Annotated in this window: 13 protein-coding genes; 2 read left to right on the top strand and 11 right to left on the bottom strand. The window is 54.2% G+C overall.

Annotated features, from left to right (window positions below; genetic code table 11):
* On the bottom strand, positions 1-892 hold an 892-nt coding region (locus WBC85_RS08180; protein WP_424435096.1), incomplete at its 3' end, for a pyridoxal-phosphate dependent enzyme.
* 208 nt (positions 893-1,100) lie between these two features.
* Positions 1,101-2,330 carry a dCTP deaminase domain-containing protein gene (locus WBC85_RS08175; protein WP_424435093.1) on the bottom strand — a complete coding sequence of 410 codons (1,230 nt, stop codon included), beginning with the start codon at positions 2,328-2,330 and terminating at the stop codon, positions 1,101-1,103.
* Between the two features lie 196 nt (positions 2,331-2,526).
* Between WBC85_RS08175 and WBC85_RS08170 the strand changes: the two genes are divergently transcribed.
* Together WBC85_RS08170 and WBC85_RS08165 are read left to right on the top strand one after the other, a co-directional pair.
* Entirely contained in the window at positions 2,527-3,552 is a 1,026-nt protein-coding gene (locus tag WBC85_RS08170) for a LacI family DNA-binding transcriptional regulator (protein WP_424435090.1), read from the top strand.
* 3 nt (positions 3,553-3,555) lie between these two features.
* Entirely contained in the window at positions 3,556-4,749 is a 1,194-nt protein-coding gene (locus WBC85_RS08165; protein WP_424435087.1) for a winged helix-turn-helix domain-containing protein, read from the top strand.
* A 24-nt stretch (positions 4,750-4,773) separates the two neighbouring features.
* Here WBC85_RS08165 and WBC85_RS08160 read toward each other — a convergent pair whose 3' ends face one another.
* From WBC85_RS08160 to WBC85_RS08120, 9 genes are all read right to left on the bottom strand, one after another.
* The gene (locus tag WBC85_RS08160) at positions 4,774-6,264 is read right to left on the bottom strand and encodes a class I adenylate-forming enzyme family protein (RefSeq protein WP_424435084.1); all 1,491 of its coding nucleotides are present in this window, start codon (positions 6,262-6,264) and stop codon (positions 4,774-4,776) included.
* Positions 6,261-7,028 (bottom strand): oxepin-CoA hydrolase, alternative type, encoded by a 768-nt coding sequence (locus WBC85_RS08155; RefSeq protein ID WP_424435081.1) that lies wholly within the window; start codon positions 7,026-7,028, stop codon positions 6,261-6,263. Before WBC85_RS08155 ends, WBC85_RS08160 begins: the two co-directional genes overlap by 4 nt.
* Positions 7,025-7,435 (bottom strand): PaaI family thioesterase, encoded by a 411-nt coding sequence (locus tag WBC85_RS08150; protein WP_424435078.1) that lies wholly within the window; start codon positions 7,433-7,435, stop codon positions 7,025-7,027. The genes WBC85_RS08155 and WBC85_RS08150 overlap by 4 nt, the downstream gene beginning before the upstream one ends.
* A complete protein-coding gene (locus WBC85_RS08145; protein ID WP_424435075.1) occupies positions 7,436-8,551 on the bottom strand; it encodes an acyl-CoA dehydrogenase family protein in 1,116 nt (371 codons plus the stop codon).
* Complete coding sequence (locus tag WBC85_RS08140; RefSeq protein ID WP_424435072.1) at positions 8,548-9,747, bottom strand: acyl-CoA dehydrogenase family protein; 1,200 nt, start codon at positions 9,745-9,747, stop codon at positions 8,548-8,550. The genes WBC85_RS08145 and WBC85_RS08140 overlap by 4 nt, the downstream gene beginning before the upstream one ends.
* Positions 9,748-9,757: 10 nt before the next feature.
* Entirely contained in the window at positions 9,758-10,927 is a 1,170-nt protein-coding gene (locus WBC85_RS08135; RefSeq protein ID WP_424435069.1) for an acetyl-CoA C-acyltransferase, read from the bottom strand.
* Positions 10,924-13,014 (bottom strand): FAD-dependent oxidoreductase, encoded by a 2,091-nt coding sequence (locus WBC85_RS08130; protein ID WP_424435066.1) that lies wholly within the window; start codon positions 13,012-13,014, stop codon positions 10,924-10,926. The genes WBC85_RS08135 and WBC85_RS08130 overlap by 4 nt, the downstream gene beginning before the upstream one ends.
* Positions 13,015-13,026: 12 nt before the next feature.
* Entirely contained in the window at positions 13,027-13,806 is a 780-nt protein-coding gene (locus tag WBC85_RS08125; RefSeq protein WP_424435063.1) for an IclR family transcriptional regulator, read from the bottom strand.
* A 196-nt stretch (positions 13,807-14,002) separates the two neighbouring features.
* Positions 14,003-15,397 (bottom strand): aspartate aminotransferase family protein, encoded by a 1,395-nt coding sequence (locus WBC85_RS08120; RefSeq protein ID WP_424435060.1) that lies wholly within the window; start codon positions 15,395-15,397, stop codon positions 14,003-14,005.
* Between the last annotated feature and the right edge of the window lie 156 nt (positions 15,398-15,553).

Here is a 15,553-nt window from a genome sequence, read left to right as displayed (position 1 = left end):
TAAGTTCCCAGCAGAGTTTCAAAGCTACCGACACAATCAAGCCTGAAGAAGGGCCAACATCAAGACCTGCGTAGGACTTAAGGTCGAGTTGAGCCTCATGGGCTTCCTGAACGCTGGCTGTCAGGATCTTAGTCGGTGCTCCAGAATGAAAAGCGCTTGGGATAAACGAACCGTTGAGGCCCTCGATGCCTTGATCCGGTATGTTTCGTGCATGGCTGGCAAAAAAGCCGTTGTCGATATCAGCAAGCACAATCATGGCCTGCTCTTCATGTACAACTGCCGTGCGACGCATGCTCATCAAGCTGTCGCCAGTTCCAACGCCACCAACCCAAGCGCCAGGGGTGCGGCCGAGTTTCTTCAAACAGGCAGTGCGCATAACCGTGCCAATATTGCACTCGATGTCGTGGGCGTAGGGCGCTGGCCCGAACTGATCAATCAAGTAGGCATCCGAGCCGTGATCCTTTGCATAAACGCGCGCCGCATTGTTGGTGGCTGCAAGCGATGACACGCCCTGCTGTGGCGCGATCAAAGTCACCTCTGCGCCCAGATCACGACAGCGTTTGATTTTGGCTAAGCTTGTTCCTTCTGGCATAAATGCTTTTACGGGCAGGCCAATCTGATCGCCAAAAAAGGCAACAGTGCTTGCGGTGTTGCCGCTAGAAGGGATGACTAGCTTTGTTCCTGGTTGGATCGCGCCGTCCAAAACGCCCGACAGAAGGTTAGGGCCCACCAGATAAGGCTTGTGGCACTGGGTGGCAGTTTGGGAAAAATCCACCAAAGCCAGCTTCGTGCTGGTTGTCTGGGTAAAGGGATGCACGTGAAGCGTCGGTTGGGACGCAGCGGTGATATCGTTGATGGTAGATTTCGTAGAAGTGTAGAATGACACTGACATCGGAATTTCCTTTCCGGCCCCATCATGGTGTCATTCCAATATCTTCAAAAAGATGCTAGAGTTGAAATGAACAGGGTGCAACCTGTTCGCCGTGATGAGGCACATTACTGGGTAAGTAGTGTCCTCATCACACTCGAAATCCAAGGCTATGTAAAGTATTTTTTGGCTATTTGATTTCATTTTGCTAAAATTTACATTTGTTCGTTTTTTATTGTCCCTTCTGAAGGTCCTTGCTTTCTAAAATCCAATCAATAAATGCCGCAACTTCAATGCCCTGCAAGATGAAGCTAAGGCGACGTTGTCCTACATTTACGGTATGGGCTGATTGCTTCCCCTCCATCCAAGCAGCTGAAATCATGTCGTCTTTCTCGTCAACATTGATATCTAATGCGCTATAGATCTCTCCAATGTCGTCTGACGTAACCAAAATTCTACTCAAACGATCCCGAGCTTGTTCAGTGATTCTCATGCTTACGCTCTGCGTATCATATCCTTGACGAATCAATTCCGCGATGTCGCGGGTCAAGCAATCCACGACATCTTCGCGGGTCGGCATAGCGAAAACTTCCATGTCGGGCCATGACTCAACGCATCCATTCCAAGTCCCATCCTCAGCCTGTGAAGCGCGCAAATGACCTCCAACAAAGTCGCGGAGCGCATCTGCCAATGCATCGCGACGATTGGAGATTAGCGCTGCATCTTGGGCAAGCATTGACTGGGTAAATCCGCGTTTAGGTGAAACTCCCAATCTGTGTAACTCAATAGACAGCACAGGGGTCGTGCGCAAAATTGTGACTGGGGTTGCCGTCGGATTAAAAATTGAAAACTGCAGCTGCCCATCAAAGCCAGGATCAACACGAAACCCATGGCTAACAATCAGACCAAGGCGCGCAAGATTCGTCGTCGCTCCAACCCGTGCTAAATATTTATTATATAGAGACAATCTCTCTTTGGTAATTGCGTTTACGACCTGACCTGCTTTGATCTGAAAGCGATCACGATCCCAATCAAGCTCTTCGCTGCGCACAATATCTATCACTTTAGGACCAAGCGTCAGATCATAGGAGGCTTGCCTAAGGTTGGTCGCCTCAAATGGATCAATGGTAATCAAACCGTTGTCTAGCGCGGCCTCAATTTGATGGTCGACAAGCGCGGCGGTTTCTAAAAACGTATTGGAATCCGGCATTTCCAATGGCGATTTCGAACGCCCCAAATCATACCAACGCATTGGCGCTTCGCCTAAGAATAAACCAAGTTTCTCTGAAACATTCTTAGAGACGTCCAAACGATTGTTTAGCACTGCGCTCAGGGTTTGTCGCGAAACGCCAACGGCGTCAGCAAATTGGTTAACCGACATGTCGCGTTTTGTGATCTCTAGGCGCAACAATCCGCCGATGCTGGTTTTTGAAGGCTTGTGAAGCTGCTCGACCGTACTCATTTTGCATTCTCCTTAAGCGTCTCGTAGCATAAATTTCATACATGTCCCACACATACTTTACATGTCGCGTAAAAAAGCGACGTGCGTGCTCTCGCTACAAAATTGTCAATGGAGCCGCCAAGAACTCTTAGGCCATGGTACTTGCTTCATTTCCGAATTATGATTGCGTTAACAGAGTTCTGTGTGGAGTTGCACCTTGTCCAAATCTGATGCCCGTCCGCTAACATTGCGCGATGTGTCCGAGGTATCTGGCGTGTCGGAAATGACCGTCTCCCGGGTTTTACGCAATCGCGGTGACGTTTCGGCGACAACCCGCGAAAAAGTGCTGAAAGCTGCCAAGGAACTCGGCTATGTGCCCAACAAAATCGCGGGCGCACTGGCGTCGCAGCGTGTCAATCTGGTTGCGGTAATTATCCCCTCGCTTTCCAACATGGTCTTTCCAGAGGTCATGACAGGTATCTCCCAAGTCCTTGAAGATACAGAGCTTCAACCTGTCGTTGGCGTCACCGACTACCTTCCTGAGAAGGAAGAGCGTGTGCTCTTCGAGATGCTGTCATGGCGCCCATCTGGCGTGATTATCGCCGGGCTTGAGCATTCGGACGCAGCGCGCGCCATGCTGAAGGCCTCGGGCATTCCCGTTGTCGAAATCATGGATGTTGATGGGACGGCGATCGATACAAGCGTCGGCATTTCACATCGTCGGGCGGGACGTGAAATGGCCAAGGCGATCCTGAAAGGACGCTATGAACGTATCGGGTTTATGGGAACAAAGATGCCCCTCGATCACCGAGCGCGCAAACGCTTTGAAGGATTTACCGAAGTTCTGGGCAAAGCAGGCGTCGAAATTGTCGAGCGCGAGTTTTATTCTGGTGGTTCCGCGCTCGCCAAAGGGCGCGAGATGACGGCGGCGATGCTGAAACGCGACCCGGATCTTGATTTTCTTTACTATTCCAACGACATGATCGGTGCCGGTGGATTGCTTTATCTGATGGAGCAGGGCTTTGACATTCCAGAGCGGATAGGCCTTGCCGGTTTCAATGGCGTCGAGTTGCTGCAAGGCTTGCCGCGACAATTGGCAACGATGGATGCATGCCGCCTTGAAATCGGGCGCAAGGCGGCCGAGATCATTGCAGAGCGCGTGGAAAACCCGAACGCAGAGATCAGCAAGCGCGTAGAGCTAACGCCTACAATCAGCTTTGGCGACACGCTGAAGCGGCGCTGATTGATGGCGCTGCCCGTCCTTAGCAACAAAAAGGCACGCGCTGTTTTTCTGGACCGCCATCTGCTGAATGCTGCGCCGACAGGAACGGGCAAAGGCGATGATCTGTTATCCCTCATCACACAGCTTGGCTTTGTTCAGGTTGATAGCATCAATACTGTAGAGCGTGCGCATCATATGGTGCTTCGGGCCCGGCGCGCTGCCTACCGCCCCAAAAATCTGACACCGCTGTTAGAAAGAGACCATTCGCTTTTCGAGCATTGGACCCATGATGCGTCTATTATCCCGGCCGAATTTTTCCCGCATTGGAAGCTAAGATTCACCCGCGACGCCGAAAAGCTGCGCAAGCAATGGCGCAGCTGGCGGCGCGAAGGGTTTGAAGAGAAAGTCGATGATCTCTTAAAGCAGATCGCAAACGAGGGGCCAAAATCTTCGGCTTGTGTGGGCGAGGGTGAGAAACGTGGCTCAGGTGGCTGGTGGGATTGGCATCCATCAAAAACCGCGCTGGAATATCTTTGGCGCACAGGCGCATTGAGCGTCACACGGCGCGAAGCCTTCAAGAAGTTTTATGACGTGACCGAAAGGGTTCTGGACGAAGCCGTGACAAGCCCGGCCCCTGAACAAATTGAAAGCATTGACTGGCTGTGTAACGCCGCACTGGATCGGCTGGGTTTTGCCACATCGACCGAGATCGCGGACTTTTGGGACATTGTCACGAAAGCCGAGGCGAAAGAGTGGTGTGCACGGGCAGGTTTGATCGAGCTCGACATCGAAGGCACGGACGGGACGCTCCGCCGCTCTTTCGCGCGCGACGGCCTGATGGATGAAACGCCTCTCAAGCCCACCTCGCGGCTGCGCATCTTGAGCCCCTTTGATCCAGCGTTAAGAGATCGCAAACGGGCCGAGCGTCTGTTCGGCTTCCATTACCGCATCGAAATCTTCGTGCCGGAGGCGAAGCGCCAGTATGGTTATTACGTTTTCCCGATTATGGAATCGGACAAGCTGATCGGGCGGATAGATATGAAAGCTATACGCAGTGAAGATGCCTTGAACGTCACCGGGCTATGGTGGGAGAACGGAGTGCAAGCCACGCCTGCACGCCTGGAAAAGCTACATAAAGAACTTGGGCGCATGGCCCGTTTTGCCGGCGTGTCGCGTGTCCAGATCGCGCCAGAGCTGGGCTTGATACCGCGCAATTGAGTTTATTGGCAAAATGAAGCGGACTCAGTTTATCTGACTGGCGAAAGTATCCAATAACTTGTGCTTGAGCAGCTTGCCCGTCGGCGCAGCGGGCAGGGTTTGTGTCAGCACGATCTGGCCGGGACGTTTGTAGGCCGACAAACGATCTGCGACGAAAGTGCGCAGCTCTTTGACTGTTACAACAGCGTCGTCGGGAATTTGCACAAAGGCCAGAACCTCTTCGTCCCCAGTGGCAGTGCGCCGTCCGATGACTGCAGATTGAACGACCGCAGGGTGATCGTTGAAGGCCGCTTCCACCTCGGGCGGATAGATGTTGAAGCCGCCACGAATGATAAGTTCCTTGCTGCGGCCAAGAATGTGCAACAGCCCCTTTTCGTCGATCTTGCCGAGATCACCTGTGTGCATCCACCCATCGCTGTCAATTACCTGCGCAGTTGCTTCGGGGTTTCTAAAATAGCCAAGCATAATGTGCGGGCCGCGCGTTAGGACTTCGCCAATGCCATTGCCCCCGCCTTCGGCAGTTTCATCAATTTTAATTTCCACGCCAGCCAAGGGCGGCCCAACAGAGATATCAGGGTCGCCAAACTCGCTTTTTGTAGTGCAAACGCCTGCGCTGGTTTCGGTCATGCCATAGCCGTTTTGCAGCGCTATCCCGTAGAACGCTTCTGCCTTGCGTTTCCAAACCGGATCAAGCGGGGCCGCGCCAGACGACACGTAACGCAGCGGTCCACCAGCGATGCTTTCGATGCCTTGCTCTGCTGTGTATTGCATCAGCAGCGCGTGCATCTGCGGCACTGCGGGTAGGATCGTCACCCCGCTTGTCAGTGCATCATAAAGCTTGGCGGCGGTGAAACGTGCCTCCAGCCGAATTGTCGCGCCTGCAAATGTCGATGCCATCAGCATAGAGGCAAGGCCGAAGACATGCGTCATCGGAAGCGCGCCATAAACGGTGTCCGCCACCGTCATGCCGCGGGTATGGGCAGATGTTTTGCCTGCATAAACCAGATTGCTTTGCGTTAGCATGACGCCCTTGGGTGTTCCGGTGGTACCTGTCGTGAACAGCATAACAGCCACATCAGCATCAGGCACAGGGTCGCTTGGCCCAAGTTCAGAAACCATCAGGTTGCCCCAAGCGCCCGCCACATCGCGCGCGTTCAAACGCGTGCCGTGCGCCTTTGCATCTGGCGAGACCTCTGACATGAATAGGCCCAAACGCGGGGTCGCATGGTTAATGATCCGCTCAAGTTCCGCCGCCGTTTGGCGCGCGTTAACGGGTACGGCCCAGGCCCCAATCAAAGAGCACGAAAAGATAAACGCACAAAGCATCGCGCAGTTTTCAGTTACCATGAGAACGCGATCGCCGCGCTGCACGCCGGCAAGACTTAGAAATTCAGCGCCTTTTTGCGCGACATCCCACTCTTTGGCGAAACTCCACGTCGTGCCGTCCCAATCTTGGATAGCGATTGCATCAGAACGCGCACTTGCCTGGCTTTCTAGGAACTCATGGATTTTCATGGGTATTCTGGTGTTTCTTTGTTGAGGAAAGCTGCAATGCCAATTTGCGCTTCTGTGTCGGCAACGGCGCGGATCATCGCCTCTCGCTCTGCGTTAAGCTGTTCGTCCTCGCTGCTTTCGTAGCCTTTACCAACCAGGCCCTTGATGATGCCCTGCGCCTTGCGCGGCCCTTTTGCGAACTCATCGGCAAGCGCCATAGCATCGGCCATTGGATCACTCGAAATCGCATTGATTACGCCCAAATCTGCCAAACGTTCTGCCGTGACCGAACGCGCCAATAGGCACATCTCGCTTACCAGTTGTCGTGGCAGCATTCGCGCCAGTGCGGATGTAAGGCCCCCATCGGGCACAACGCCCGCCTTGACGTAGGACGCTGTAAACTTTGCGCCCGCGCTTGCGACGATCATATCGCACGCAAGCGCAAGGGAAAGACCAGCGCCCGCCGCGCCGCCTTCAACCGCTGCGATTATCGGGACCGGCGCACTTCGCAGGCCCGACGCAATATCATGCAGTTCCTGAATTTTCTCGCGTCGCTCTTCAAGATTAAGCCCTGCACGGTTTTGCAACGCATTCAAATCTCCGCCCGAGCAAAAGAACCCGCCTTCCGACGCAAAAATAATCGCGCGGATATTGGGGTCTTGCGCACGTCCCAGCGCTTCGTTGATGACGGCATAAAGTTCAGGCGACAATGCTCCTCGACGCGAAGCGTTGGAGTTTATGATAACAAGCGTTTTTCCGTGTTGTTCTAGTCGTGCAAGGCTCATGTTAGTTTCTCCTGTGGGACACGTTTGAAGACTCCGTTCGAGATCGCGATCAACGTGCCGTCCTCATGACGCAATTCACCCGAAATAAACTTAAGCGAGCGGCCACCACCCGTGATCTTACCCGTTGCAGTCACGCGCCCCGGCAATCCGGGTGCAAGAAACTGGACGTTCAATGAAACCGACAGAAACGGTGCCAGGCCTGTTCTATCAACCGTCAAGCTTCCGGTCGTACCGCAGGCGTTGTCCAGCAGGATCGTCGCGATGCCGCCATGTAGGACATTGTGTCGGTTCAGGTGCCTTTCATCCAGATCAAGCCAGCAGCGGGCGGAGCCTTCTTCAACTCCGACCTCAACTACATAGCCAACCAGCCTTTGCGTGCCGGTTTCATTCCGAATTTCCTGAACCATTCAAGCAGCGCTCAGCGCTATGAATCGTTCAAGATGATGATCTGTATCACCGAACATATGATCCGCCATGATGATGCGCTTCGCGATATGGGCAAGCTCGAATTCTTGCGTCATCGCGATGCCGCCATGCATCTGAATCGCCTCTTCGCCGATCAAGCGACCCGAACGACCCATCAAATTCTTGGCTGCACTGGCATAACGATCCCGCAAGGCAGGATCTGCACTCAGATAGCCAGCCGCACCGATCACAGCAGATCGCGCCTGTTCAAGTTCGATCAGCATATCTGACAGACGGTGTTGCAAGGCTTGAAATGTACCGATTGCCTTGCCAAACTGTTTGCGCGTTTGCAGGTATTCGACGGTCAAGCGCGTTGCCGTTTCCATGCTACCAAGCGTCTGCGCGCAGATAGCGGTGATCGCCGCTGCATTCACAGTCTCTAAATAGGGGAAAGCACCGCCCTTCGTACCCAAACGCATATCTTCCGAAACTGCCAGTCCATCAAGATAGATATCAGCGGCCATACCGCCACCCATCATCGGTGTGCTGCGCAACTCCAGATCAGAAACAGGCACTAAAAAGAGCGAAATGCCATCTTGATCCTCGACCCCACCGCTTTCACGGGCAGAAATGATGACATAATCCGCATTCGGCGCGCCTAGCGCCATGGACTTATGTCCCGTCATTTTGCCGTCGCTATAGCTCGTTTCAACACGGCTCAGATCGTAGCGACTACGCGGCTCGCTATGCGCCAAAGCAAGACGTGTTTCGCCTGCAATAACAGACTCTACCAGGGCCTTTTGTGTCTCATTTCCCAGGGCGGCAACAAGACCACCACCAAGGATACACGTTTCTAGAATAGGCTCGACAACACCCGCGCGACCCAGTTCTTCGAAGACGACGGAGATGTCATAGCCCGCCCCGCCAAATCCACCATCATCCTCTGTGAACAAAGCCCCGAGGACGCCTAGCTCGGCCAGTTGCGCCCAGATGTCAGCGCTCATTCCATTTTCGCTATCCAGGATCGCGTTACGCGTTGAGACATCATATTTGTCGGCCAGAAAACGACGCAACGTGTCTTGCAGCATTTGCCGCTCTTCAGTCAGTTCAAAGTTCATCGCATCGCCCCCAATGTTGTCTTGGCAATAATCTGGCGCTGCACTTCGTTTGAGCCGCCAAAGATCGACAGTTTACGGTTGTTGAAATACTGCGCGGCGACTGGCCCCGCATGTTCTGGCCCAATCGGGTGTTCATTCGTGCCCTCAACCGCCTCGGACGCAAACGGCAAAGCGTACATCCCGGCCGCGCGTCGGGCTAGATCGTTGATCTCCTGCCGAATGATCGTGCCCTTGACCTTTAGCATTGATGCCTCAAGCCCCGGCGCGCCACCTTTTGCGGCCTGACTTACAATCCTCAGATTGCTCAAAGACATCGCCATCAGATCAATTTCAACCTGCGCAATGCGCGCTGCAAAATGCGGATTCTCGATCAGTGGTTTGCCACCGGACATCTCCGCCTTTGCCATCCGTTTCACAGCTTCCAAACCTGCATTGGACGACCCAACGCCCGCGATATTCGTGCGTTCATGCGTCAGCAAATACTTGGCATAGGTCCAACCCTTGTTCTCTTCGCCAACAAGGTTTTCAACCGGAACTTTCACATCTGTGAACCAGACCTCATTCACCTCTGCGGTGCCATCCAGAAGAATGATGGGACGCACTTCGATGCCCGGAGTTTTCATATCGATTAGCAGGAAGGATATGCCCTCTTGCTGCTTCACCTCGGTGTCTGTTCGCACAAGGCAAAAGATCATGTCCGCGTGCTGGCCAAGCGTCGTCCAGGTCTTTTGGCCGTTAACCACATAATGATCGCCATCACGCACAGCGCGCGTCTTCAGGGATGCCAGATCAGATCCAGCGCCTGGCTCTGAATAGCCCTGACACCACCAGTCAGAGCCATCCAGAATACGCGGCAACCAATGGTCACACTGCTCTTTGGAACCAAACTTCTGCAAAACAGGCGCAAGCATCGCCAAGCCGAACGGAACAATACGCGGTGCATTCGCGAGCGCAGCTTCTTCTTCGTATATGTGACGCTGCACAGCATCCCATTCGGCACCGCCGAATTCCTTCGGCCAGTTTTGCGCCAACCAGCCATTGTCATTCAAAATACCGTGCCATTGCTCGATATCATGTTTGGTCAGTTCACCGCCCAGACGCACCTTCTCGGACAGGTTCGTCGGCAGCTTCTCTTTCATGAAGGTCCGCACTTTCGCTTGAAAGGCGAGCTCTTCTGCGTTGTAGCTAAGGTCCATTGTTTACTCCTTAAAAAATCTCGAAGAGGCCAGCAGCGCCCATACCGCCGCCGATGCACATAGTGATAACCCCCAGCTTTGCGCCGCGGCGTTTGCCCTCTAGCATCAAGTGGCCCGTCATGCGCGCACCTGTCATCCCGAAGGGGTGACCAATCGCGATAGAACCGCCATTCACGTTGCACTTTTCGTCATCGATCCCGAGGCGATCACGCGAGTAAAGCGCCTGAGACGCGAAGGCCTCGTTCAGCTCCCAAAGATCAATATCATCCACGCTCAACCCGTGACGCTCAAGCAAACGTGGCACCGCGAAAACAGGTCCTATCCCCATCTCGTCAGGCTCACATCCTGCGACGGCGAATCCCTTGAAGGCACCAAGTGGCTCGATGCCCTGGCGCTCGGCATCAGTGGCCTCCATGAGAACCACGGCCGCCGAACCGTCGGACAACTGGCTTGCGTTACCAGCAGTCACGTAACCACCTTCGCGTACTGGATTCAGCCCATTTAGACCCTCGATTGTCGTGGTTGGGCGGTTGCATTCATCGCGATCAACGGTGACTTCGTGATGGGAAACTTCGCCTGTCTCTTTATCCTTCACGGCCATAGTCGCGGACATTGGAACTATCTCATCCGCGAACTTGTCCGCCGCTTGCGCAGCCGCCATGCGTTGCTGGCTCCGTAAGCCATATGCGTCCTGATCTTCACGGCTGATGCCATAACGCTCGGCCACGATGTCGGCAGTTTCGATCATTGTCATATAGACGGCGGGTTTGTGCTCTAAAAGCCATGAATCTTGCGATGGAACACGGTGATTTCCAGTCATCGAAATACTTTCAACACCCCCAGCGACCATCGGGCCAGATCCGTTCTGAATTGCCTGTGCGGCCATTGCGATCGTCTGCAAGCCGGACGAGCAGAAACGGTTAACAGTAGCGCCGCAAACCGTGACCGGCAGACCTGCACGAAGCGCGATCTGTCGGGCAATGTTGCCCCCTGTTGCGCCCTCTGGTGTGGCGCAACCCATAAGCACGTCTTCGACCGTCGCGGGGTCGATGCCCGCGCGCGCGATGGCGTGCTGAACCGAATGCGCGCCAAGCGTCGCACCATGGGTCATGTTCAAAGAGCCGCGGAACGACTTGGCCAAACCGCTGCGCGCCGTGGATACGATGACGGCCTGTTTCATACCGTTTCTCCCTTGTTTAGATCATCAAACGTTTTGCCCGCTGCAACGAGGCGTTCCAGCAAACCAGACGGTTGCCAGAAAAAATCATCCTCTTTTGCATAGGCTTGTATATCGGCGAGAATGCCATCCAGCCCTTGCATATCGGCCCATTTCAAAGGACCGCCCCAATGGCGCGGAAATCCGTAGCCAAAAAGCAGAACCATATCCACGTCCAACGGGCGGCGTGCGATGCCTTCATCAACAACCTTCGCAGCCTCGTTCACCATCGCGCACATATAGCGGCGCTGGATATCCGCATGGGTGAAGTGCTGTGCAGTGATGCCAAGCTCTGCGCGTTCTGTTTCAATGAACGCCATCATTTCAGGGTTCGGCGTGCCACCGCGTTTGCCCTTTTCATAAACGTAGTAACCTTTGCCGGTCTTCTGGCCAAAATTCCCGCCTTCACACATTTTGTCTGCATATGTTGCCACGCGTTCACGCGGATCACGTGTCGGCGCAAGGCGCTTGCGCGTCGCCCAACCAATGTCGAGCCCTGCAAGATCGGCCACTTCATAGGGGCCCATAGCAAAGCCGAAATCTGTCATTGCAGCATCGAGATCAAACGGCGATGCACCGTCCATGACCATGTGGTCTGCGCAGGTGCGATAGGTTTTGAGGATACGATTGCCGATAAAACCGTCGCACACGCCAGAGCGCACAGCGATTTTGCGCAGCGCTTTGCCAAGGGCAAAACCACTCGCGACAACATCAGGCGCAGTTGCATCTGCAACAACAACCTCAAGCAGCTTCATCACATGAGCAGGCGAAAAGAAATGAAGTCCGATCACATCACTTGGCCGCGACGTGCTTGCCGCGATTTCGTTCACATCAAGATAGGATGTGTTGGACGCCAGAATTGCGCCTTGCTTACACACACGGTCCAGTTCAGCGAAAATCGCCTTTTTGACGCCCATCTCTTCGAATGCCGCTTCGATCACAAGATCAACGTCGCTTAATGCGTCATAGCTATCCAGCGCGCGGAAATGGTCGGCCATTATCGCATCGTATTTGTCCGGGCTTAACTTGCCGCGCTTCACAGAGCCTTGCAGGATACCCGAAACGCGCCCAGCGCCAGCCTCTGCGGCATCGCCGTCGCGCTCGATCATAGTCACATCGTACCCCGCAAGCAGTGCTGCAACAGTAATGCCTGCGCCCATTGTTCCGCCGCCGATCACACCAAGCGATTTCAGATCACGCGGCTCAACTCCCTTGAGTTCGGGCAATTTAGACACTGCTCTCTCGTTAAAGAAGGCATGGATCATCCCTTTGCTTTGCGGCGATGCAAGAAGCGTCATGAACATATCACGCTCTTGCAGCAGGCCTTCGGCGATGTCTGTATTGCTAGCCGCCTCAACCGCCCTGATGGCCGTCGCTGGTGCAATCTGTCCGCGACCACGTTTCATTGCGCTGTCATAAGCGCTGTCAAAGTCGATCGCGGCGGGCCGCGGAAGCCCGCCAACAGGACGTGGCGATTTGCCTGCATCCACAAGGCGCTGCGCATAGGCCAAGCCGATGTCTTCTACCTTGCCGTCCTCGATTTCGTCGATGATACCCAAGTCCAACGCTTCGGCAGCTGCTACTTGGCGGCCCGTCGTAATGATCTCTATTGCCTTTTCGGCACCAATTAAGCGCGGCAGCCGCTGCGTCCCGCCAGCGCCGGGCAGAAGACCCAAAAGAACCTCGGGCAGGCCAACCTTCGCAGACGGAACCGCTATTCGATAATGCGTGCTAAGCGCCACCTCAAGACCACCGCCCAGCGCCGTTCCGTGAAGTGCAGACACAACAAGCAGCGGGCTTTGCTCGATCCTCGTGCATAAATCGGGAAGGCTGGGGTCCTTGAACGGCTTGCCGAATTCCTTGATATCCGCACCAGCGAAAAAGGTTTGTCCGCCGCCAACGATCAGAACGGCCTTTGCTTCCGCCTCGGCCCGCTCGATACCAGCCAAGAGCCCTGCACGCACGGCATAACCAAGCGCGTTCACAGGCGGGTTGTTCGCCCGCAAGATCGCGACATCGCCATTCAGTTCATATTCGATCGCATCACTCATAGTCTGTGTCCCTCATCCGCGACGCAGCAGCGCGGGGCTACGTCCTGTTCGTGCTTCCAACGCGCGCACGGTGTCGCGCAGTTTCGGCCCAACTTCATTTTCCATACGATGGTCGTTCAATATGGTTGGTAAGGCCCCGCATGAAAACGCGGCAGGCTCTCCAAATTCACCCGCATAGAACGGCACACTGACTGCATTCACACTTGCAGCATATCGTGTTGCCGCTGGTGCAATCGCAAAGCCCCTCGCCAAGAGTTGTTCGTATCCAGCTTGGCGAAAGGCGCGCAGTTCGTCATCTGGTTGTGTGGCATTGAACGCAGCGTCACTGAGGCATGCCAGCACTGACATCCCGGATGACGACCCGAAGATCGGCAAACGATGGCCTGGCTCTAGCCAGATCGCTTCTGTCTCGACAGGGCGCCATGTCTTGACCAACATCATCTTTTCCCCGTCGCACACAGCAAGCAGCGCCAGCGTTCCCGTCGCATTGGCGAGCGATTGCATCGGTTCATCCGCTGTTTCCAGAAACGAAACTGACGCAGAGGCGACATTCCCGACTGCAAGCGCTGCTGGTCCAAGCCTATAGCGGTCGTTCTTGCCCGCATGACTAAGATAACCAAGCTCGCGTAGCGTGTAAGTCAGGCGCGAAACCGTCGCATTGGGTAGGCCGGTGCGCTCTGCGATTTCCATATGACTCAGGCCATCATCACTGGCACGAAAGACCCGCAGAATAGAAAGCCCGCGCGCGAGCGTGCTTGCAAAGCGTCGATCTTTTTTCAGCGTATCCGTCATCAAATCCCCGTTTGAGATCACATTCCGCCATTTCCGATATGTGGAAATGATTTTCATTATGTAATCAAGCTAGAAAATTCGCGTCGCAAACGCAATCGATTCCAGAGCGTTGCGAAAGTTACCGAGCGGCAAAAAAATACGGGCTCCTTTTCAGAAGCCCGTATTCACAATTTCAATCTGTCAAAAAGACTTTTGCTTAGGCAGAGACCATCAAGCCTTCAGCCTTTAGTGTCGCATGGCATTCATCAAGCGACTGAACCGCGCGCTCGATAAGCGTGTCAATCTCGCCTTCTTTAATCACCAAGGGCGGCGAAATAATCATTCGATCACCAACATGGCGCATCACCAGATTATTAGCAAAACACCGTTCACGGCAGATAAAACCAACTGTACCTGCGTCAGACTTAAACGCTGCACGGCTTTCCTTATGCGGCGTCAGCACAAGCGAACCCATCATCCCAACCAGGTTAACTTCACCGACCAGAGGATGATCTATAAGCGCGTCCCATTTGCTTTTCAGATAGGGTGCTGTTTTCTCGCGAACGCGGGTCACTATCCCCTCTTCATCCAAAATGCGAAGGTTTTCTAGCGCGACGGCTGAGGCAACGGGGTGGCCCGAATACGTATAACCATGATTGAACTCGCCCGAGTTAATCACCGCTGCAATCTCGTCCGATACGATCGAACCGCCAATCGGCTGATAGCCAGAGCTAAGACCCTTGGCGATTGTCATAATGTCCGGGCGAATACCCATAGTTTCGGAACCAAACCAGTTACCTGTTCGGCCAAAGCCACAGATGACCTCATCCGCGATCAGCAAAATTTCGTACTTGTCGCAAATACGCTGGATTTCAGGCCAGTAGGTCGACGGCGGAACAATTACACCGCCCGCACCTTGAACCGGCTCTGCAATGAACGCAGCGACGCGATCTTCGCCCATCTCGTTGATGGCTTGCTCCAGCTCTTGGGCGCGCATCAGACCGAATTCTTCCGGGCTCATCTCACCACCTTCAGCCCACCAGTTAGGCTGGCCAATGTGATGGATGTCCGGAATTGGCAGGCCACCCTGCGCATGCATCCCGCTCATCCCGCCAAGCGAACCAGAGCCGACGGAAGACCCATGATAAGCATTGTGACGCGAGATAATCACTTTTTTGGATGCCTTACCTTTCATGTCCCAATAGGTACGGACCATGCGAATGTTGGTGTCATTCGCTTCTGACCCTGAGCCTGCAAAGAACACGTGATTCATGCCCTCAGGCGCAATTTCGGCAAGCCGCTGGCTGAGCGCGATAACAGGCACGTGGGTTGTCATGAAAAAAGTATTGTAAAACGGTAGCTCGCGCATCTGACGTGCAGCGACATCGGCCAACTCGTCACGGCCATAGCCGATGTTAACACACCAGAGGCCCGCCATCGCGTCCAAAATCTGGTTTCCTTCAGAATCGCGCAGCATCACACCATCGGCGCCCGTAATCACCCGCGCGCCTTTCGCGGCAAGCTCGTTACCTGTTGTAAACGGATGCATATGATGCGCAGCATCAATGGCCTGCAATTCAGCAGTCGGCATGTGGTTTGTGATGGCGTTCATGGAGCGCTCCTTTTTCAAACAAACGGCGCAGTTTCAAATCTTACGCAGCATATGAGCCACTTGGGCTAAGTCAATCAATGCAATAAAAACTTGCGACTCTACGAACTGCGTGAAAACAATGTTCGGCAGAATGTTGCGAGACTTAACGCAGCACCT

Source organism: Planktotalea sp. (assembly GCF_049680325.1).
In the GTDB taxonomy this organism is placed as follows: domain Bacteria; phylum Pseudomonadota; class Alphaproteobacteria; order Rhodobacterales; family Rhodobacteraceae; genus Planktotalea.
Note: the sequence above shows the minus strand (reverse complement) of the source record. Positions and strands in the feature narration are given on the sequence as shown.